Source organism: Pseudaeromonas paramecii, from assembly GCF_039540575.1.
Taxonomy (GTDB): domain Bacteria; phylum Pseudomonadota; class Gammaproteobacteria; order Enterobacterales; family Aeromonadaceae; genus Pseudaeromonas; species Pseudaeromonas paramecii.
Genome location: NZ_BAABFC010000016.1, coordinates 1 through 19,236 on the forward strand (window position 1 = coordinate 1; position 19,236 = coordinate 19,236).

A 19,236-nucleotide genomic window follows, 5' to 3' on the forward strand; every position below is an offset into this window, starting at 1 on the left:
CGCTCATTGAAACACCTCTCTTTGCGTTAGTTTATCTAACTGTGAGGTGTCTAGAAAACCGGTGGCGATTCACCCCGTGATGCGAACCGCCTTCTTTGTGGACCGAATCAGCTCTCGCATTGGATCGATAGCATCACTAATACTGAGCGTTAACCCTTTTTCTGATGGCAGAGTAACAGTGACGCCAGGGGCTGAAATCAATGTGTCAGTTGTCCCCTCAGGTGGATTACTCCAGGCACCGTATGGCTGCCAACCAGAGTATCCCTGACCCAGCTTTCGTTTTGCCCAGAGCATGATCGACGGGTGTTGTCGCAGCCATTGCGCCAGTTTTGCGCGGTCTTAGAAGTCTAGGTGAAGATTGCCGCCATTAGGATCACCGGCTACTGCATCCTGCATAGCTTGGAGGCGATCCTCCTTCATAAGAGGAGAACAATTATCCTCCAAGCTGACGATGATATAGCTTCCGCCCCTGGCAGCTTGCTCAGATATCGTCGGCGACAATTGCCCATCGGTGAGCATTTCTTTGCTGATAGAGGCCTTCGACATCGAATGTTTTTTAGCCTGAAGGATCGTATTGGACCTCTCCAGAAAACCTGTTTTCAACTGTTCAACCGGGACTTGCACATGAATATCAATGCCTCCATCAGGCGCATTGATTGAACCGGACCAGTTTACATACGCAGGGCTATGACCATGCGCAGCCACTTCGGCCTCGGCGAGGCGGGCAATCAACTCTTCTAGTTGAAGATCGGATAAGCGGAGCAAGTCGTCTTTTTCAATGTCAAAAATTGCCACCACTTATTCCTCATGAATCGCCGCAGGATCTCTAGACGCTGACGTACTGGGGTAAAAACTGTCTTTTCAACTTTACTGAGAAGAGTCCACTATTGGAACCATACCATTGACTCATTCATGTAAAACAATCGACTCATCAATGAGTTAATGCGAACTCAGTGATTCATCACGAAAACAGATCAAGCTTCATCATGGAATGGAGGCAAAGGATAGAATTTTAGCCGCTAAAAATCCGTGAGTTATCAGTGCCCACCGCAACCTCGACCGAATAGCGCACTCCTCCTGCCGACTCGTTTCGCTATACCGGTTGTGTCGTGAGCCGAATCACCGCTATTATCGGCTCATTGCGTGAGCCGAATATATGTTCTATTCGGCTCATCTGGCGTGATCGTGTAACCGAAAAGGACTAGGCAAGCAGATGACCGCTAACTGGATCTGGCAACAGCAAGGCTGGCCGCACTTTTGCTGGCAAGATGAACCACTACAGCCACGGCTACGGGCGGCGCAACGCAATCTCGGCCTGCTGCTTGGCACCCATTGCGCTCACGGCTCTACGCAAGACCAGGCGCTCGATATCCTGCTGGCCAATATCCTCGCCTCCTCGGCCATTGAAGATGAACGGCTCAATGCCCAATCGGTGCGTTCGTCACTGGCCCGCCGGCTTGGCGTATCCGAAGAACAACCCTACCCCATCTCGGATCGCTCCGAAGGTCTGGCCGCCATGATGCTTGATGCCATCGACAATCGACATCAGCCGCTGACGCTGGAACGCCTGCTGCAGTGGCATCAGTGGTTGTTTCCCGCCGCTGACTGGACAGTGCAGCGAGTGCGGGTGGGTCAGCTGCGCGGTGAAGAGCCGATGCAGGTGGTCTCCGGACGACTGGATCGCCCGACCGTGCATTTCGAGGCGCCGCCACGCCAGGGACTCGAATCGGCACTGGCCGCCTTTATCGACTGGTTCAACGCCAGCCTAAATGACCCCAGCCAGGATCCACTGCTGCGTGCCGCCATCTGCCACCTGTGGTTTGTCACCTTGCACCCGTTTGATGATGGCAATGGTCGCATCACCCGCGCCCTCACCGATCTGGCACTCTCCCAGGCCGATAGCCAGAGTATCCGCCTGTATGCCATGTCGGTGGCGATCCTGGAACAACGCGCCGAGTACTATCGCGTTCTGGAGCAGACCCAGAAAGGCGGCCTGGATATCACCGCCTGGCTGGTCTGGTTTCTGGATACATTGAATGCCACGCTGGAACAGGCCCAGCAAGCGATCATCCGTACTCTGGCCAAGAGCCGGTTCTGGCAACTGCACGGCAGCGAGCCGCTGAGTGCCGAACAAATTAAGGTACTGAACCGGCTGTTAGACGGCGGCGAGAACGGTTTTTTGCAGGGCATCAGCGCCAGCCAATATCAGAAGGTAGCCAAGGTCAGTAAAGCCACCGCCACACGCCATCTGGCCGACTTGTTGGAGAAAGGCTGTCTTGAAAAATTGCCAGGAGGCGGCAGGAGTACCCGCTATCAGATCAAGATGGGGTGAGCGGCGAGAGAGTGTGTGCAGAGATCAGATAAAAAAGCCCATGTTTCCATGGGCTTTTTGTCTCACTCAGTGCGATCCGCGCGGGATTATTCCCACTCGATGGTGGCGGGCGGCTTGCCGGAGACATCGTAGACCACGCGGCTGATGCCGTTGATCTCGTTGATGATCCGGTTGGAGACATGGCCCAGCAGCTCGTAGGGCAGATGGGCCCAGTGGGCGGTCATGAAGTCGATGGTTTCCACGGCACGCAGAGAGACGACCCAGTCGTACTTGCGGCCATCGCCCATCACGCCCACGGAGCGCACCGGCAGAAACACCACGAACGCCTGACTCACCTTGTGGTAGAGGTCGGCCTTGCGCAGCTCTTCGATGAAGATGGCATCGGCACGGCGCAGCAGGTCGCAGTACTCCTTCTTCACCTCGCCCAGCACCCGCACGCCCAGGCCCGGGCCCGGGAACGGATGACGGTAGAGCATGTCGTAGGGCAGGCCCAGTTCCAGGCCAACCTTGCGCACCTCGTCCTTGAACAGCTCGCGCAGCGGCTCCACCAGCCCCATCTTCATGTCTTCGGGCAGGCCGCCGACGTTGTGGTGGGACTTGATCACGTGGGCCTTGCCGGTCTTGGAAGCGGCAGACTCGATGACGTCCGGGTAGATGGTACCCTGGGCCAGCCACTTGACGTTGGTCAGCTTCTTGGCCTCGTCGTCGAACACCTCGACGAACACCCGACCGATGATCTTGCGCTTGGCTTCCGGATCGGCGACGCCGGCCAGGGCGCTCAGGAAGCGCTCCTCGGCATCCACCTTGACGATGTTGAGACCGAAGTGGTCACCGAACATCTCCATCACCTGCTGGCCTTCGTTCAGTCGCAGCAGGCCGTTGTCGACAAACACGCAGGTCAGTTGCTTGCCGATGGCGCGGTGCAGCAGCATGGCCACCACGGAGGAGTCCACACCGCCGGACAGCCCCAGGATCACCTCGTCATCACCCACCTGCTCGCGAATGCGGGCCACCGCATCCTCGATGATGGTGCTGGGGGTCCACAGGGACTCACAGCCGCAGATCTGTTTAACGAAGTTCTCCAGCATGCGGGCACCCTGGCGGGTGTGGGTCACTTCCGGGTGGAACTGCACGCCGTAGAAGCGACGGGCTTCATCGCTCATGGCGGCATGAGGGCAGCTGGGGGTGGTGGCGGTGGTGACGAAACCGGCGGGGATCTGCGCGACCTTGTCGCCGTGGCTCATCCACACATCCAGCAGGGCGGCGCCCTCGGGGCTCACCGCATCTTCGATGTGATTGAACAGCGCGGTCTGGGCCTTCACCTCGATCTGGGCATAGCCAAACTCGCGGTGGGTGGTGGCGCCTTCCACCTTGCCACCCAGCTGCTCGGCCATGGTCTGCATGCCGTAGCAGATGCCCAGTACCGGCACGCCGGCCTCGAAGACGTATTGCGGCGCCCGCGGGCTGCCGGCTTCGGTGACGGACTCGGGGCCGCCGGAGAGAATGATGCCGTTAGGGTTGAACTCGCGGATCTGCTCTTCGGTGACGTCCCAGGCCCACAGCTCGCAGTAGACCCCGATCTCCCGCACCCGGCGGGCGATGAGCTGGGTCACCTGGGAACCGAAGTCCAGGATCAGGATGCGTTGGTCGTGAATGTTTTTGCTCATGATGGCCCTGATAATTAACTGACCGGCACGCCGTGTGCCGGTGATAAACACGAAAGGAATAAAGCAAGACGGGGCCTTTGCCCCGCCTGCCTGGTTAGCCCATGCGGTAGTTGGGCGCTTCCTTGGTGATGGTCACATCGTGGACGTGGGATTCCTTGATCCCGGCACCGGTGATCTTGACGAACTCGGCCTTGGTGCGCAGGTCGTCAATGGTGGCACAGCCGGTCAGGCCCATGGCGGAGCGCAGGCCGCCCATCTGCTGGTGGATGATCTCCTTGAGCAGGCCCTTGTAGGGTACCCGGCCTTCGATCCCTTCCGGCACCAGCTTGTCGGCGGCGTTGTCGGACTGGAAGTAGCGGTCGGAGGAGCCCTTGGACATGGCACCCAGGGAGCCCATGCCGCGGTAGGACTTGAAGGAACGGCCTTGGAACAGCTCGATCTCGCCGGGGGACTCTTCGGTACCGGCGAACATGGAACCCACCATGACGCAGTTGGCGCCGGCCACCAGGGACTTGGCGATGTCACCGGAGAAGCGGATACCGCCGTCGGCGATGACGGTGATATTGCTGCCGGCCAGGGCGGACACGGCATCGGCCACGGCGGTGATCTGCGGCACGCCGCAACCGGTGACGATACGGGTGGTACAGATGGAGCCAGGACCGATCCCCACCTTGACGGCGTTGACACCGGCCTCGGCCAGTGCCAGGGCACCGGCGGCGGTGGCCACGTTGCCGCCCACGATCTGCAGCTGCGGGAAGGCCTCACGGGTCGCCTTGATGCGATCCAGTACGCCTTGGGAGTGACCGTGGGAGGAGTCGATGAGCAGCACGTCCACGCCGGCTTCCACCAGCGCCTTGACCCGCTCCTCGTTACCGGCACCGGCACCGACGGCGGCACCGACCCGCAGGCGGCCCATGGCGTCCTTACAGGCGTTGGGCTTGCGCTCGGCCTTCTGGAAGTCCTTGACGGTGATCATGCCCGTCAGGTGGAACTGGTCGTCGGTGATCAGCACCTTCTCGATGCGGTGTTTCTGCATCAGGGCCTGCACCTCTTCGCGGGAGGCATTCTCCCGGACGGTGACCAGGCGGGACTTGGGGGTCATCACCTCGTGGACCTTCATGGACAGGTCGGTGACAAAACGCACGTCGCGGCCTGTGATGATGCCTTCGAGTTCACCCTTGTCGGTGACCACGGGGAAACCACCGAAGCCGTTGCGGTAGGTCAGTTCCTTGATGTCGGCGATGGTCATCTCGGGATGAACCGTGACCGGGTCTGCCACTATGCCACTCTCGAACTTCTTGACCCGGCGAACCTTGTCAGCCTGTTCTTCGATGGACATATTCTTGTGGATGAAACCGAGTCCGCCTTCCTGGGCCAGGGCAATGGCCAGACGAGCACCGGTGACGGTGTCCATCGCGGCAGAGACCATGGGGATATTCAAATGAATATCGTGCGTCAGGCGAGTACGCAGATCGGCGGTATGGGGAAGAACGAGGGAGTGTGCCGGAACCAACAACACATCGTCGAAGGTCAGGGCTTCTTTAGCAATCCGTAACATGGCAATATCTCACCTAAAGCGGTTGTGGGAGGTGGGTAAAATATTGCAGCGAGATTCTAGGCAGTTCCCCCCTGCAGGTAAAGCACTTTGTGTTTTTTTCAGCAAAACGTTTGTTTGACCCCTCGACCTCTCCATAATGTTGCCTCCGTCACAAATGAGCCGCCCCATGTTGACCACACCCAGCCAGCCGTTCACCGTCAGCCGCCTCAACCGTACCGTCCGCCTGTTGCTGGAAGATGAAATCGGCCTGGTCTGGTTGACCGGCGAGTTGTCCAATCTGGTGCTGCACGGCTCCGGTCATTGGTACTTCAGCCTCAAGGATCCCGGCGCCCAGGTACGCTGCGCCATGTTTCGCGGCAACAACCGCCGGGTCGCCTTCCGCCCACAGGAGGGTCAGCAGGTGTTGGTGCAGGCTCGCCTCTCCCTGTACGAGCCCAGGGGCGACTATCAGCTGGTGGTGGAGAGCATGCGGCTGTTCGGCGAGGGCCAACTGCAGTTGCAGCTGGAGCAGCTCAAGCAGCGCCTGCAGGCCGAGGGGCTGTTCGATGTGGAGCGCAAGCGCCCGCTGCCATCCCACCCTCGCCAAATCGGCATCATCACCTCCCCCACCGGTGCCGCCATTCGCGACATGCTGCAGGTGCTGGCCCGTCGTGCGCCGGATCTGCCGGTGGTGATCTATCCCAGCCCGGTGCAGGGTGCCGAGGCCGCACCGCGTTTGTTGCAGGCCCTGGAGCTGGCCTGGACTCGAAACGAATGTGATGTGCTGCTCATCGGCCGTGGCGGCGGCGCCCTGGAAGATCTCTGGAGTTTCAACGACGAGCGCCTGGTGCGCGCCATCGCCCACAGCCCCATCCCCATCGTCAGCGCCGTGGGCCATGAGACGGATGTGACCCTCAGCGATTTTGCCGCCGATCTGCGGGCCCCCACCCCCTCGGCCGCCGCCGAACTGGTGAGCCCGGATCTGGGCCATCGTCAGGAGCGGCTGGCCCGGCTGGCCCAGCGCCTGGAGCGCAGCCTGCGTCATCGCCTGGCGCTGCAGCAGTTGCCACTGCAACAGCTGGCGCGCCGCCTGCAGCTACAGGATCCCCAGCGCCAATTACAGCAGCGGCAACAGGGTTGGGATCGGCTGCTGCTGCGCTTGCAACAGGCCGGCCAGCGCCTGGCCCGCCCCGCCGAGCAACGACTGCAGCTGTTGCGTCAGCGCCTGTTGGCGGGCAGCCCGGCCCATCGCTTGGCCCAGCAGCGCCAATCCCTGGCGCAGCTGGAACATGGCCTGCGCCTGGGCATCCAGCGCCAGACCCGGCAGGGACGGCAGCAACTGGCGCTGGCCGCCGCCCGCCTGCAGGACCTGAGCCCCCTGGCCATCCTGGCCCGGGGCTATGCCCTCACCTACGATAGCCAGGGGCAGTTGCTACACAGCAGCCAGCAGGTACAGGAAGGGGACGAGGTGGAAACCCGGCTGCATCAGGGCCGATTACGGCTCAAGGTGTTAAAGCGTCTGGCTTAATTCTGCGTTATTTCTCAGATACTTTGAGTAAATCGGGGTAGGATGGCAGCTCGTGATCCGCATAAGGAGATGCAGATGACCCGCTGGCTCGGCCTGCTGTTGTTATGGCTATCGAGTGCTTACTGCCTAGCCGCTCAGGTGTTGGTGATCCACAGCTATCATCCTGGCCATCCCTGGATCCACGATTACAGCCGTGGCTTGGCCGTTTCCTTGCCCAACCAGCAGCTCACCCATGTCTACCTCGATACCAAGCGCCTGCCTCCCAGCCAGTTTGCCGCCCAAGGGGATCTGGCCTGGCAGTCCTATCTGCAGCGCAAGCCGGATCTGGTGATCCTGGGGGATGACATCGCCATCGACCTGCTGGCACTACGCATCGCCAACCACGGCACCCCTGTGGTGTTTTTGGGCATGAATGACAATCCCAGGCATGGCGACATCTATGGTCAGCCCCTGATCACCGGGGTATTGGAGCGGCCGCTGATGAAGCGCAACCTAGTGGAAATGACCCAGATGCTGGGTGAAGTCAGGCGGGTAAAGGTGCTGTTTGATGCCAGCTCGGTGGCCAGCACGGCACTGAGAGACAACTTCGGCAGCAAGCGGCAGGTCACTCTGGGCCGATTACGGGTGGATCTGGTCCAGACCAACGACTATCAGCAGTGGAAACAACAAGTGTTGGCCGCCAAAGACAAGGGGTTCCGGGCCCTGTTTGTCGGGCTCTACCATACCCTCAAGGATGAAAGCGGTCAGCCTGTGGACGCCGAGACCGTGCTGCAATGGAGTGCGCAACACAGCCCTGTGCCCCTGTTTGCCTTCTGGGAGTTCAGTGTCGGCCCGCAGGGAGCCGTGGGCGGTCTGGTGATCCAGGGATATGAGCAAGGGCTACTGGCCGGCCAGTTGGCACAACAGATCTTGACCGGCACAGCGCCATCGGCCCTGCCCATTCGCATCGGTGAACGGGCCAGCTACTGGTTCAGCCGCAGCCAGCTAAAGCGCTGGCAGCTGACTCCCCGCCTCCGAGAAAATAGCCACATTAATTGGCGGCCATGAGGCCGCCGCTGGGGTAAATCGGTTCAGGTGACGAAGAACTTGGCATTGACCCAGGCCACCACGAAGTAGCCGGCCAGCATGGCCGAGCAGGCCAGCATCAAGGGCCGCAGCAAGGGCTTGTTGCGCACCAGCAGCACCAGCGCCAGCATGGTGGGATAGAGGGCAAACAGATAGCGCGGAATGGCATTGGTGCTAGTCATCAGGGGCACAAAGATGCAAATAAGCATGAACAGCGCCTCGCCATAGCGCTTCTGCCAAAACAGATAGCCATTGAGCAACCAGCCCAGCAGGATCACCACCGACAGATAATACTTGCGACCGCCAGTCTCGAAGCCGTCCCACCAATACTCGAACGGGTTGTCGAGGATGCGTCCCCAGGCCAGCTGGATATGCTTGAAGGCGAAGGCATCCCCCACATGAAAGTGCATGTAGAGCATGAAGCTAAACAGCGCCAGCGGAATGCACCAGAGGGTCAGCAGCACCCGCAGCCCGCGATCGCCAAACCGCAGCAGCTCACGCCAGCCATATTCCTGCACCGCCAACACCAGCACGGGAAACACCACCATGACCCCCAGGTTACGGGTGGCCGCCATCAAGATGCCGGCGATGGCCACCCCCAGCCACTGATGACGATAGCCAAACAGGAACAGCGCCAGCATCATGGCCAGGAAGGGGGCCTCGGTATAGGGGGCGATGAAATAGACAGAATAGGGCGAGAAGGCCAGCAACAGCACACCGAACCGTGACAGCTCCAGGCTCAGCCCCAACTGGCGCAGGCAGAGGAAGAACAGCGGCAGCGCGGTCATGAAGCTGAGGTTGGCAATCAGGTAGAAGGCCTTGAGAGTGCCGATCCCCAGCAGTGCCCCGAGGGCGTGGCCCAGCATGGGAAACAATGGGAAAAACGCCCAGTTGGAGCCATGCCCCGTGGTCATACCAAAGGGATAGGGGTCATAGCCCACATCGCCAATCCCCAGAAACCAGCTACAGTCGAACTGGCAGAAGATCTGGGGTATCTCCACCTCGACTGAATCCAACAGCCCCTGTTGGATAGGATCGACCAAGTCGGTCTCCACGTTGTAGTGCATGGCACCAAAATAGCCGATGGCATAGAAGAGCACCCGGCTAAGGACGAAAGCCAGCAGCATCAGCAACCAATCCCGCCGACCTATGTGCAGGGGCATGTGGCGAATGGATACGGTGTCGCTACGAGTCACGACGTCTCCTTGTTAAACAACAATCGGTCAAACAAAAACCCAGATCCGGGACAGCAGGTAGGTCAGCAGGGTCACCGCCAGGGTAGCGATCACGATCGGAACCAGGCCACTGAGTCCGGCCCACAGCAACCCCAGCAGCAAGAGGTTGCGCACCGCCAGGGAGAAGAGTGCCACCAGCAAAAATTTGCTCGCCGCCCCCTGCTTCTGGAAGGTGATGTAGCGATGACCAAAAAATGAGAACCAGAAGGCGACGAAGAAGGCCGCGGTGCTCACCAGGTTTTCAGCCAGCCCAGGCCACAGCCAGAGCTGCAAGGCCGAGCTGCCCAGGTCGATCAGGGTGGCGCCACCGCCCACCAGGCCGAAACGGCACAGTCGCCAGAATTCCTCCCGGGAGATCATGCCGTCTCCTGCTTTGACTCACGAGCATACTGACCGTAGACCCCTTCGAGGATGTACACGGGGCGCTGTTTCACCTCCAGGAACATGCGGCCTATGTACTCCCCCAGGATACCGATGGAGAGCAACTGCATGCCGCCAAAGAACAGCACCACCGTCATCAAGGAGGCGTAACCCGGAATGTCCACCCCGGTCACCAGCACCTTGATGATGACGATCAGCATGTAGAGGAAACTCAACATGGCCACACCGGCACCTATGTAACTCCACACCCGCAGCGGCCAGCTGGAGAAGCTAAACAGCCCATCCAGTGCCAGATTCCACAGCTTCCAGTAGTTGAACTTGCTCTCCCCGGCCTGGCGGGCCGGGCGCTCGTAGGGTACCCCCACGGACTTGAAACCGGCCCAGGCAAACAGCCCCTTCATGAAGCGATTGCGCTCGGGCAGCTGGTTGATGGCCGCCACCACCCGCTTGTCCATCAGGCGGTAATCACCGGCATTTTCCGGGATCTTGGTGGTGGTGGAGACGGCATTGAAGAAGCGGTAGAAGCCGCCGGCGGTCAGCCGCTTCATCGCCGTATCGGCGGAGCGATCCACCCGCACCCCGTATACCGTATCGAAGCCGGCCTGCCACTGGCGGACAAACTCCTCGATCAGCGCCGGCGGGTCCTGCAGATCCACGTCCATCGGGATCACCGCATCGCCCCGGGCATGGGCCAGACCGGCGGTCATGGCCGCCTCCTTGCCAAAGTTGCGCGCCAGGTTGAGCAGTGTGATGCGGGGATCACGGGCGATCAGCGTCTCTATGACCTCGCGGGTGCGATCCCGGCTGCCGTCATTGACGAACAGGATCTCCAGTCGTTCCTTGAGACCAGGCAAGGCCGCATCAATTTGGCTAACGAAGGTCTCGACGCTTTCTTCCTCGTTGAAAACGGGAACCAGCAAGGTCAGGGTAAAGGGCATGGCAAATTCAGACATGCAGGACTCCAAGGCAGGGCCTAGTCAAGGTTGGTCATGATCAATGATTGGAAATACAGGGGCTCGCAGGGGCTCAGGGTCACCAGGTTCGGCTGGTCAGGATCTGCCACCAAGCCATCGCTGGGTATCAGCACGGCAAAGGACTGGCTGCCGGCCTCGGCAAACTTGACGGTTTCTTGCCAGCGGCCCTGCCCCACGGTCAAGGTGCAACCCGCCACCGGCACCGTCAGGGTACCGGACAAGCGCAGCGGACCATCCACCTTGTGCAAGATAAAATAGAGGCCGCCGGGCTCACTCAAGAGCGACCCCTTGCCAGTTTCATCTGGAATATGCCAGCCCTCACGGGTCAGGAAGGGAACCCGCTCCACCACCAGATCCATCGGCGCCCCCGGCACATAGGCCAGAGTCTGATAACGGGACCAGAAGCGGGTCTTGAGCTCCAGGTAGTAATAACGGTAGGCCAGGCTCACCTTGGGATGAGCCGCCAGATAGAGCACCGCCAGGTAGTAGCCGGACAGCGCCAAGAGCAAGGCCAACATGGCCACTTTCATCATCCGCGACATGCTAATGCCACACTCCCAAAAAAGTGTTGCCATGCTAATGCAGCCGGGGCGAAAACAACAGGCCCCGTAAGCTTGTTGGGGATATTTTTCCACGATGTGACCCTGGCCTAGCCACGATGACAAGGCCAAGCAAAAGCCATTGCCATGTGGACAATAACCCGCACAATGGAGACATGTTTTATTGGCCCTGCGCCGCCGCTTTTTTCCTTACCTAACAGGACAGTCCCATGAACATGAATCATGCTCAGCGCCTTATCCTCAGCAACCAGTACGAGATCCTCATCGGCATGCATCCGGAACGGGCCGCCCACTATCGCCGTTGCCAGACCATCATAGAGCGGGGTTACTGCCTGGAGCTGCTGGAGTTGGAGAAATCCTTCGGCCACCTCACCGAGGAGACCTGCCGGGAGGTGCACAGCACCCTGGAGATGTACCACGCGCTAAAGGTTTCATACGAAAATCTGCCTGCCACCGAGGCGCAAGAAATCGCCGCCAACCGGCTGGAATACATCGGCTACTCTCGCGGCCATGAAAAGGAGCTGGCGGATTATGTTTGCTTTGTGCTGGATGAGGAGGGCAAGTTTGCCGCCCTGGGCAAGTCAGGCAAGGCCCTGGATGCCGAACTGGCCATGCGGGACAAGTATCAGCGTATGCTGGCCGCCTGGCAGGAGTGCCCGCGCCATTACAAGCTCTCCATCCAGGAAATCCGCAAGATCCTCAATGCCTGATCCCTCGCCACACGGCTGAGCAAGCCGATCCCCCGCCCCGCAACTGGGGCGGGATTCAAACCAGCCGCAGTGACCTCCTGGCCCGCCAGCGTATCCAGCAGTCAATGACCGTACTGTGCCAGCAGCTGCTGTAGCTGCAACACCATCTCCCGGGAGCCGGCATAGAAGGGGGTGCGTTGGTGCAGCGCCTGGGGCTGCAGATCCAAAATCGGTGTCACCCCATCGGTGGCCAGGCCCCCCGCCTGCTCGATGAGCAGGGCCAGCGGATTGCACTCGTACAGCAGCCGCAACTTGCCCTGGGGCGCATTGCTGCCGGACGGATACAGATAGATGCCGCCCTTGAGCAGGTTGCGATGCACGTCCGCCACCAGAGAGCCGATGTAGCGGGCCGTGTAGGGCCGCCCCTCATGGGCATCGATGGCCTGGCAGAACTTCAGGTACTGCTTCACCCCGGCGGGAAACTTCAGGTAGTTACCCTCGTTGATGGAGTAGATGCGCCCCTGGGGCGGGATCTGCATCTGGGGATGGGACAGGCAGAAGCTGCCGATGGACGGGTCCAGGGTAAAGCCGTTCACCCCGCGCCCCGTGCTGTACACCAGCATGGTGGAGGAGCCGTAGATGATGTAACCCGCCGCCACCTGGGCCCGCCCGGTTTGCAGAAAGTCTTGCTGCTGCACCGGCGTATTCACCGGTGTCAGGCGCCGGTAGATGGAGAAGAGGGTCCCCACTGAGACGTTGACGTCTATGTTGGAGGAGCCATCCAGGGGATCGATCAACACCACATACTTGGAGTGCCGCCCCTGCAAGGGGTCGAAGGCGACAAACTCCTCCTCCTCCTCGGAAGCCAGGCCGCACACCTCGCCGCGGGCCGCCAGCGCCAGCTTGAACTGCTCATTGGCATACCAGTCCAGCTTCTGCTGCTCCTCCCCCTGCACATTGGTCTGGCCCATGGAGCCCAGGATGTGATGGCTCAGTCCCGCCCTGTTGATCTCGCGATTGACTATCTTGGCCGCCAGTTCGATGGAGGAGAGCAAGGAGCTCAGCTCGCCGGTGGCATGGGGAAAGTCCGCCTGCTGACGGATGATAAACTCGCCGACCGTGGTCCCGATCGGCATGGCTTCCTGCACAACAACCTGTTTGACTTCCTGCATGGCAACACCTCCACTGAAAACGCTTTCTGAACCATAGCGTCATTCGGGCAGCCACCATAGAAGAATCGATTCAGCAGATGAGGGTAAGCAGAAAAACGCGACGCCGCTCACAGGGAGCGGCGCCTTTTCAACCTCGGGCGGCCACCAGGGCGCAGACCCGGGCCAGATCCTCCGGGGTATCCACCCCGGCCGGCGGCACCGCCTCGGCCAGGGCCACATGGATACGCTCGCCATGCCAGAGCACGCGCAGCTGTTCCAACGATTCGATCTGCTCCAGCGGGCTGACCTCCCAGGCCAGGTAGCGGGCGATGAAGCCGGCGCGATAGGCGTAGATCCCCAGATGCCGGGCATAAACCTGACGCCACTGCCGGGGCTGCTGGGCAAAGCCGTCTCTGTCCCAGGGAATGGGCGCCCGGCTGAAGTAGAGGGCGTAGCCCTGGGCGTCCATCACCACCTTGACCGCATTGGGGTTGAAGATCTCCGCCTCTGACTCGATGGGCACCGCCAGGGTGGCCATGGGTGCCTGGCTGTGGGCCAGGTTATTGGCCACCTGGCTGATGATCTGCGGCGGGATCAGGGGCTCATCCCCCTGCACGTTCACCACTATGGTGTCCTCGGCAAAGCCGTAGCGCTGGCACACCTCCGCCAACCGTTCCGTGCCGGAGTTGTGCTGGCGGCCGGTGAGACACACCTCCACACCGGGCAGCTGCACCGCCTGGGCCACCCGCTCGTCATCGGTGGCAACGATCACCTGGCTGGCGCCGGCCTGCAGCGCCTGCTGGGCCACCCACTGGATCATGGGCTTGCCGTGAATGTCCGCCAGGGGCTTGCCGGGCAGCCGGGTGGAGTCGTAACGCGCCGGTATCACCACCACGAAGCTCATGCCGGCAACTCGTCGCTGGTCAGTTGACGGGCGCGGTTTTCCAGCAGCACCGGAATGTCCTCCTCGATGGGATAGGCCAGGCGATCCACCCGGCAGACCAGCTCGGCCTTGGCCTTGTCATAGGTCAGTTTGCCCTTGCAGACCGGGCAGGCGACGATATCGAGCAACTTAGGATCCAGTGCCATGAGAGCGCTCCTTCATAAAAGTGAGAATACGTTGGGCCAGGGCGTCAGGCAGCTGAGCCGCCACCGGCAAATACCACCAGTCGGCCAGGGCAAAGGCCCGGCACTTGACCGCATCCTTTTCGGTCATCAGCAGGGGCCGCTGGCTAAATTGTTGATGCAGTGCCTGGGCATCGAAGGCCTGATGATCGGCAAAGGGCACCGCCTGCACCAGCCGGTAACCCAGCTGGCGCAAGGTGGCAAAGAAGCGCGGCGGATGACCTATGCCCGCCAGGGCATCCACCTCCCGGGCCTCCAGTCCGGTGCTGTCATCCAGCACGCGCCGGGGCAATGCCGGCACCAGCGTCATGGCCAGCTCGCCGGGCTGCGGCGTGCCACCGTTGCAGATCACCGCCGTCACCGAGGCCAGGCGCTCCGCCCCCTCCCGCAGCGGCCCCATGGGCAGCAGGGCGCCATTGCCCAGGCGACGCTCGCCATCCATGACCACCAGCTCCAGATCCCGCGCCAGGGCGTAGTGCTGCAGGCCGTCGTCGCAGAGGATCACATCCACCCCCTGCTGCTCCAGGCAGCGCACGGCCTCGGCCCGCTTGGGGGCGACGGCCACCGGGCAGCCGGTGCGCCGGGCGATGAGCACAGGCTCATCCCCCGCCTCGGCGGTACTGGTGGTGGGTGTCAGCAGCAGCGGATAGCGCGCCGCCTGGCCGCCGTAGCCGCGACTCACCACCCCGGGCCGGTAACCCGCCGCCTGCAACCGTTCCACCAGCCAGATCACCACGGGGGTCTTGCCGTTGCCACCGACGCTGAGGTTCCCCACCACGATCACCGGCAGGGGCGAACGATAGGCCGACAGCAGACCGGCGCGATACAGGGCCCGCCGCAGCCGGCTGACCGCACCGAACAGCACGGACAGCGGCCACAACAGGTAGCGCCAGGGGCTGGGACGAAACCAGAAGCCGGGTGTCATTGCCCGGCCTCGGCCTCGCCGCCCTGGGTGCGACGCAGGGCCGCATAGGCACCGCCCAGGGCCAGCAGGCTGGCGTGATCGCCCCGCTCGACTATGACCCCCTCATCGATCACCACTATCTCGTCGGCCTGCTCTATGGTGGAGAGGCGGTGGGCGATCACCAGGGTGGTTCGGCTCTGACACAGGCGATCCAGCGCCTCCTGAATGGCCCGCTCGGACTCGGTATCCAGGGCCGAGGTGGCCTCGTCCAGCAGCAATATGGGGGCATCCCGCAGCAGAGCCCGGGCGATGGCGATGCGCTGGCGCTGCCCGCCGGAGAGGTTGGCGCCGTTCTCGCCGATCAGGGTGTCGTAACCCGCCGGCATCTTGTCGATAAACTCGTGGGCATTGGCCAGCCGGGCCGCCGCCTCGATCTGTTCGCGGCTGAACTGATCTTGCGCCGCATAGGCGATGTTGTTGGCCACCGTATCGTTGAACAGGTGCACCTGTTGCGAGACCAGGGCGAACTGGCGCCGCAGATCCGCCAGCCGATAGGCCTCGATGGGCTCACCGTCCAGCAGGATCTGGCCCTGCTGCAGATCGTAGAAACGGGTCAGCAGGCTGGCGATGGTGCTCTTGCCGGAGCCGGAGCGCCCCACCAGGGCCACCGTCTTGCCGGGGGCGATATGCAGGTTGAGATCCCGCAGCGCCGGAGTCTCCTTGGTGGGATAGGTGAAGGTCACCCCACGGAACTGAATGTCGCCGCGAGCCCGCTCCAGACTCAGGCTGCCGGTGTCCTTCTCCCCTTCCATGTCCAGCAAGCCGAACAGGCTCTGGCAGGCGGCGATGCCGCGCTGGAACTGGGCATTGATCTGGGTGAGGTTCTTCAGGGGCTTGAGCAGCATCATCATGGAGGTGACCATGAGGGTGAAGGTACCGGCGCTCAGGGTCTCCTTGACCCCGTCCAGGGTAGCGACAAACAGCAGCACCGCCAGGGCCAATGAGGCGATGAGCTGCACCACGGGAGAGCCGATGGCATCGGCCACCACCAGCTTCATGTTCTGCTGGCGTACCCGATTGCTGACCCCTTCGAAACGCTGGGCCTCCACCTGCTGACCGCCGAACATCAGCACCTCCTTGTGGCCACGCAACATCTGCTCGGTGGCGGTGGTGATGTTGCCCATGGCCTGCTGGATGTGCCGGCTCAGGCGGCGGAAACGGCGGCTGATGATGGCAATCAGCACCCCCACCAGGGGCCCCACCAGGAAGAAGATCAAGGACAGCTGCCAGGAGTGGTAGAACATGAGCCCCAGCAGACCGATGACGGTGGCCCCTTCGCGGACCAGGGAGACTAGCGTGCTGCTGGCGGCGGATGACACCTGGCCGGCGTCATAGGTGACCTTGGAGAGCAGGTTGCCGGTATTGTGCTGATCGAAGAAGCGCATGGGCATCTGCATCAGGTGGCTGAACACCTGGCGTTGCAGCTTCATCACCACGTGGTTGCCCACCCAGGCCATGAAGTAGTTGGACAGAAAGTTGCACACCCCCCGCAAGAAGACGATGCCGATGACGAAAAACGGCATCCACTTGAGCACATCCGGATTCTTGCCGGAGAGACCCTCGTCGATCAGCGGCTGGATGGAGTAAACGAAGGTGGTATCCACGGCGGCATAACCGGCCATCCCCAGGATGGCCAATACCAGGCCCGCCTTGCGCTCCTTCACATAGCCCAGCAGGCGTTTGAGGATGGCGGCGTCGTCCTGCTCGCTACGGGGCAGGGAATTGGAATGGTCCATAGATCTCAGTGCTGGCGGAGTAAAGCCGCCATTCTACCGGCAAGGGGCCACGCAACCAAGGGGCAGCCATTGGCTACCCAATGGCCGTCGCTGATACCAGGGCGCCGTCGCCCGGTAGGCGGCCAGCTGCCACCCCTCGGGCCAGAAGGCCAGGCTGAGGGCCCCCGCCTCCCCCGTCACCCACTGCGCCCGCCCGCCATAGCGGGCCCGCACCTCGGCATGGGGGAAGCCCCAGCGATTGCCTTGCCCGGCGCTGTGCAGCACCAAGGCGGGGTCTACCGCCGCTATCCAATCGGGGATGGAAGAGTAGCGGCTACCATGGTGCGGCGACACCAGGATGTCGGCCCTGGGCTGGCCGGCCGCCACCAGGCGCCGCTCCACGCCGGCGGTAAGATCCCCGGTGAGCAGCACGGCCTGCCGGCCGTCGCTGATACGCACCACGCAACTGTCCTCGTTGTGCTGACCGTCCCTCGCCTGCCAGGGGGCCAGCACCTCCAGCGTCAGGCTCCCCCAGCGCCAGCGCTGGCCCCGTTGACAGACTTGGGTATCGGCCGTCCAGCGATGGGAGGAGATCAGCTGCTGCACCGGCAGGGCCGCCAAAATCCGCTGCCAGTTGGCGCTGTGATCCCGGTCGGCATGGCTCACCACCAGGGCGTGCAGGCGTCGTATCCCCTGCCAGCGCAGCATGGGCAAGACCGCGGCCTCCGCCAGGTTGAAGCCGCCGGGGAAGGCATCGCCGGCGTCATAGAGCAGCCCTTCGTCCCCCTGGCGAACCAGCACCGACAGTCCCTGCCCCACATCCACCAGGGTCAGCTGCCAGGGGGGCCTGGGTTGGGCCCAAAGCAGGCACACCGCCAACAGGCCGCACAGCGCCAGCGGCCGTCCCGCCGGCCAACGCCAGACCAGCCAGGCGGCCAGAAGCAAACAGGCGGCGATGCCTTGGAACTGGCTAAGCCAGAGCCAGCCATTGAGCCGTTCGGTGAGCCCGTCGATCAGCTGCATCAAGGCCCACAGCAACCAGGCGACGCTCTGCAAGCCCAGGCCAGCCAGCTCCGGGAACAGCGGCAACAACAAGGTACTGAGCAGCGCCAGCGGGATGAGGCAGAGACAAAACAGCGGCACCGCCAGCAGGTTGACCGGCAACGCCAGCCAGGAGAGGCCGCCGAAATAGCTCCACTGCAGCGGCAGCAAACCAACACCCAGGCCTAGCTGCAGCCGAAACAACCCGGCCTTGGGCCAGACAAACAGCAGCACAAAAATCAGCCCCACGGCGCCGATGGACAGCCAGAAGCCGGTGCTAAACAACGCCCAGCCATCCAGACACAAGAGCCCCACCAGGGTCAGCCACCACAGCTGCCAGCGGCCCCAGCGGCGCCGGAGCAGGTGACCGCCGATCCACAGGCAGAGCATCAGCAAGGCCCGTTGGGTCGGCAAAGCAAAGTCGGCCAAGTAGGCATAGCCCAGAGCCAGCAGGCCGCCGCCCAGCCAGGGCAGCCGTGGCGAGTAGCCCGCCCCCAGCCACAGGGGCAGGCGGGCCAGCAGATAGCCCAATCCGCAGGCCAGGCCGATGTGCAGTCCCGAAATGGCCATCAGATGAATGAGCCCCACCTGCCGCAGCTGCTGCCATTGGCCCGGCTCCACCCCATCCCGCTCGCCAAACACCAGGGCCAGCACCAGACCGGCGGTCGGCGCCTCCCCCAGCGCCGCCCTTGCCCGGGACAGCAGACGCTGGCGCAGATCCGGCGGCGCCGGCGCGTGGCTGAGCAGCTGCTTGAGACTCCCCCGCGCCGTGATGCCCTGCCCCAGTGCCTGGCGCAAGGCATCAAAGCCCACCGGATTGCCCAGCCCCTGGATAGGCACGAGCCGCACCCGGGCGCTCAGGCTGTCGCCCGGGGTAAAGGCCGCCGGGGGTGGATAGAGCCCCAGTCGTATCCGTGGCACCGGCCAAAGGGGCTTGGCATCCAGCTGGGAGAGGGCCACAATCAGCTGGCCGGTCTGGCCCTCGACCCGGCTTTCAAGCACGGTGCCGGATATGGTATGTTGCGTTTCGCCTTGGTAGAGCTGGCCCAGCCAGGCCAGTTGCAGGTTAAAAAACAGCACCATCCAGCCCACGCCTGACAGGGTGGCTGCCATCAGTCTGTCACCTTTAGCCAGGCATACTAGTCCCAGCAGCCATGCAATCAGTGCCCAGACGGGTGACGGCAACTGGGGCCACCACCAGCAAGAGACGGCACCCAAGGCAAACAGGGGCAACACAGTGCCCCGGGTTCCCGCCTTAGACACAGAAGTAGA

General features: G+C 62.2%; 17 protein-coding genes. 4 read left to right on the forward strand and 13 right to left on the reverse strand.

Translation table 11 applies throughout. The features are described from left to right. Positions 1-339 precede the first annotated feature (339 nt). A complete protein-coding gene (locus tag ABD847_RS12225) occupies positions 340-795 on the reverse strand; it encodes a hypothetical protein (protein ID WP_345013401.1) in 456 nt (151 codons plus the stop codon). A gap of 418 nt (positions 796-1,213) precedes the next feature. Between ABD847_RS12225 and ABD847_RS12230 the strand changes: the two genes are divergently transcribed. Continuing rightward, positions 1,214-2,332: a Fic family protein gene (locus ABD847_RS12230; RefSeq protein ID WP_345013403.1), complete on the forward strand. Its 1,119-nt coding sequence runs from the start codon at positions 1,214-1,216 to the stop codon at positions 2,330-2,332. Between the two features lie 86 nt (positions 2,333-2,418). Here ABD847_RS12230 and guaA read toward each other — a convergent pair whose 3' ends face one another. Both guaA and guaB read right to left on the reverse strand, forming a co-directional pair. Continuing rightward, on the reverse strand, positions 2,419-3,999 hold the full coding sequence (gene guaA, locus ABD847_RS12235; RefSeq protein WP_345013405.1) for a glutamine-hydrolyzing GMP synthase: 1,581 nt from the start codon (positions 3,997-3,999) through the stop codon (positions 2,419-2,421). Between the two features lie 94 nt (positions 4,000-4,093). Then, the gene (gene guaB / locus ABD847_RS12240) at positions 4,094-5,557 is read right to left on the reverse strand and encodes an IMP dehydrogenase (RefSeq protein ID WP_425568462.1); all 1,464 of its coding nucleotides are present in this window, start codon (positions 5,555-5,557) and stop codon (positions 4,094-4,096) included. Positions 5,558-5,723: 166 nt separating this feature from the next. On the opposite strand from guaB, the gene xseA reads away from it, so the two are divergent. Next, complete coding sequence (xseA, locus tag ABD847_RS12245) at positions 5,724-7,064, forward strand: exodeoxyribonuclease VII large subunit (protein ID WP_345013407.1); 1,341 nt, start codon at positions 5,724-5,726, stop codon at positions 7,062-7,064. A gap of 75 nt (positions 7,065-7,139) precedes the next feature. Then, positions 7,140-8,111: an ABC transporter substrate-binding protein gene (locus ABD847_RS12250; RefSeq protein WP_345013409.1), complete on the forward strand. Its 972-nt coding sequence runs from the start codon at positions 7,140-7,142 to the stop codon at positions 8,109-8,111. 23 nt (positions 8,112-8,134) lie between these two features. Here ABD847_RS12250 and ABD847_RS12255 read toward each other — a convergent pair whose 3' ends face one another. Genes ABD847_RS12255 through ABD847_RS12270 form a run of 4 tightly spaced genes read right to left on the reverse strand, consistent with a single transcriptional unit; the run spans position 8,135 to position 11,252 of the window. Continuing rightward, complete coding sequence (locus ABD847_RS12255; RefSeq protein ID WP_425568463.1) at positions 8,135-9,292, reverse strand: hypothetical protein; 1,158 nt, start codon at positions 9,290-9,292, stop codon at positions 8,135-8,137. 60 nt (positions 9,293-9,352) lie between these two features. Then, positions 9,353-9,724 carry a GtrA family protein gene (locus ABD847_RS12260; RefSeq protein WP_345013414.1) on the reverse strand — a complete coding sequence of 124 codons (372 nt, stop codon included), beginning with the start codon at positions 9,722-9,724 and terminating at the stop codon, positions 9,353-9,355. After that, positions 9,721-10,698 carry a glycosyltransferase family 2 protein gene (locus ABD847_RS12265; protein WP_345013416.1) on the reverse strand — a complete coding sequence of 326 codons (978 nt, stop codon included), beginning with the start codon at positions 10,696-10,698 and terminating at the stop codon, positions 9,721-9,723. Before ABD847_RS12265 ends, ABD847_RS12260 begins: the two co-directional genes overlap by 4 nt. A 20-nt stretch (positions 10,699-10,718) precedes the next feature. Continuing rightward, on the reverse strand, positions 10,719-11,252 hold the full coding sequence (locus ABD847_RS12270) for a hypothetical protein (protein ID WP_345013418.1): 534 nt from the start codon (positions 11,250-11,252) through the stop codon (positions 10,719-10,721). Between the two features lie 236 nt (positions 11,253-11,488). On the opposite strand from ABD847_RS12270, the gene ABD847_RS12275 reads away from it, so the two are divergent. After that, positions 11,489-11,989 carry a YfbU family protein gene (locus tag ABD847_RS12275; protein ID WP_345013420.1) on the forward strand — a complete coding sequence of 167 codons (501 nt, stop codon included), beginning with the start codon at positions 11,489-11,491 and terminating at the stop codon, positions 11,987-11,989. A gap of 101 nt (positions 11,990-12,090) precedes the next feature. Here the strand turns inward: ABD847_RS12275 and fbp are convergent, their stop codons facing one another. The 6 genes from fbp to ABD847_RS12305 all read right to left on the reverse strand — a co-directional run bounded on the left by fbp (position 12,091) and on the right by ABD847_RS12305 (position 19,227). Then, positions 12,091-13,104 (reverse strand): class 1 fructose-bisphosphatase, encoded by a 1,014-nt coding sequence (fbp, locus tag ABD847_RS12280; RefSeq protein ID WP_345013506.1) that lies wholly within the window; start codon positions 13,102-13,104, stop codon positions 12,091-12,093. A gap of 163 nt (positions 13,105-13,267) precedes the next feature. Continuing rightward, on the reverse strand, positions 13,268-14,023 hold the full coding sequence (gene kdsB / locus ABD847_RS12285) for a 3-deoxy-manno-octulosonate cytidylyltransferase (protein WP_345013422.1): 756 nt from the start codon (positions 14,021-14,023) through the stop codon (positions 13,268-13,270). Continuing rightward, positions 14,020-14,208 (reverse strand): Trm112 family protein, encoded by a 189-nt coding sequence (locus tag ABD847_RS12290; protein ID WP_345013423.1) that lies wholly within the window; start codon positions 14,206-14,208, stop codon positions 14,020-14,022. The genes kdsB and ABD847_RS12290 overlap by 4 nt, the downstream gene beginning before the upstream one ends. Further along, entirely contained in the window at positions 14,192-15,169 is a 978-nt protein-coding gene (lpxK, locus tag ABD847_RS12295; protein ID WP_345013425.1) for a tetraacyldisaccharide 4'-kinase, read from the reverse strand. Before lpxK ends, ABD847_RS12290 begins: the two co-directional genes overlap by 17 nt. Beyond that, positions 15,166-16,944, reverse strand: coding sequence for a lipid A ABC transporter ATP-binding protein/permease MsbA (gene msbA / locus ABD847_RS12300; RefSeq protein WP_345013427.1), 1,779 nt, complete (start codon positions 16,942-16,944; stop codon positions 15,166-15,168). Before msbA ends, lpxK begins: the two co-directional genes overlap by 4 nt. Positions 16,945-16,977: 33 nt before the next feature. Further along, positions 16,978-19,227: a DNA internalization-related competence protein ComEC/Rec2 gene (locus ABD847_RS12305; protein ID WP_345013429.1), complete on the reverse strand. Its 2,250-nt coding sequence runs from the start codon at positions 19,225-19,227 to the stop codon at positions 16,978-16,980. Positions 19,228-19,236: the final 9 nt, after the last annotated feature.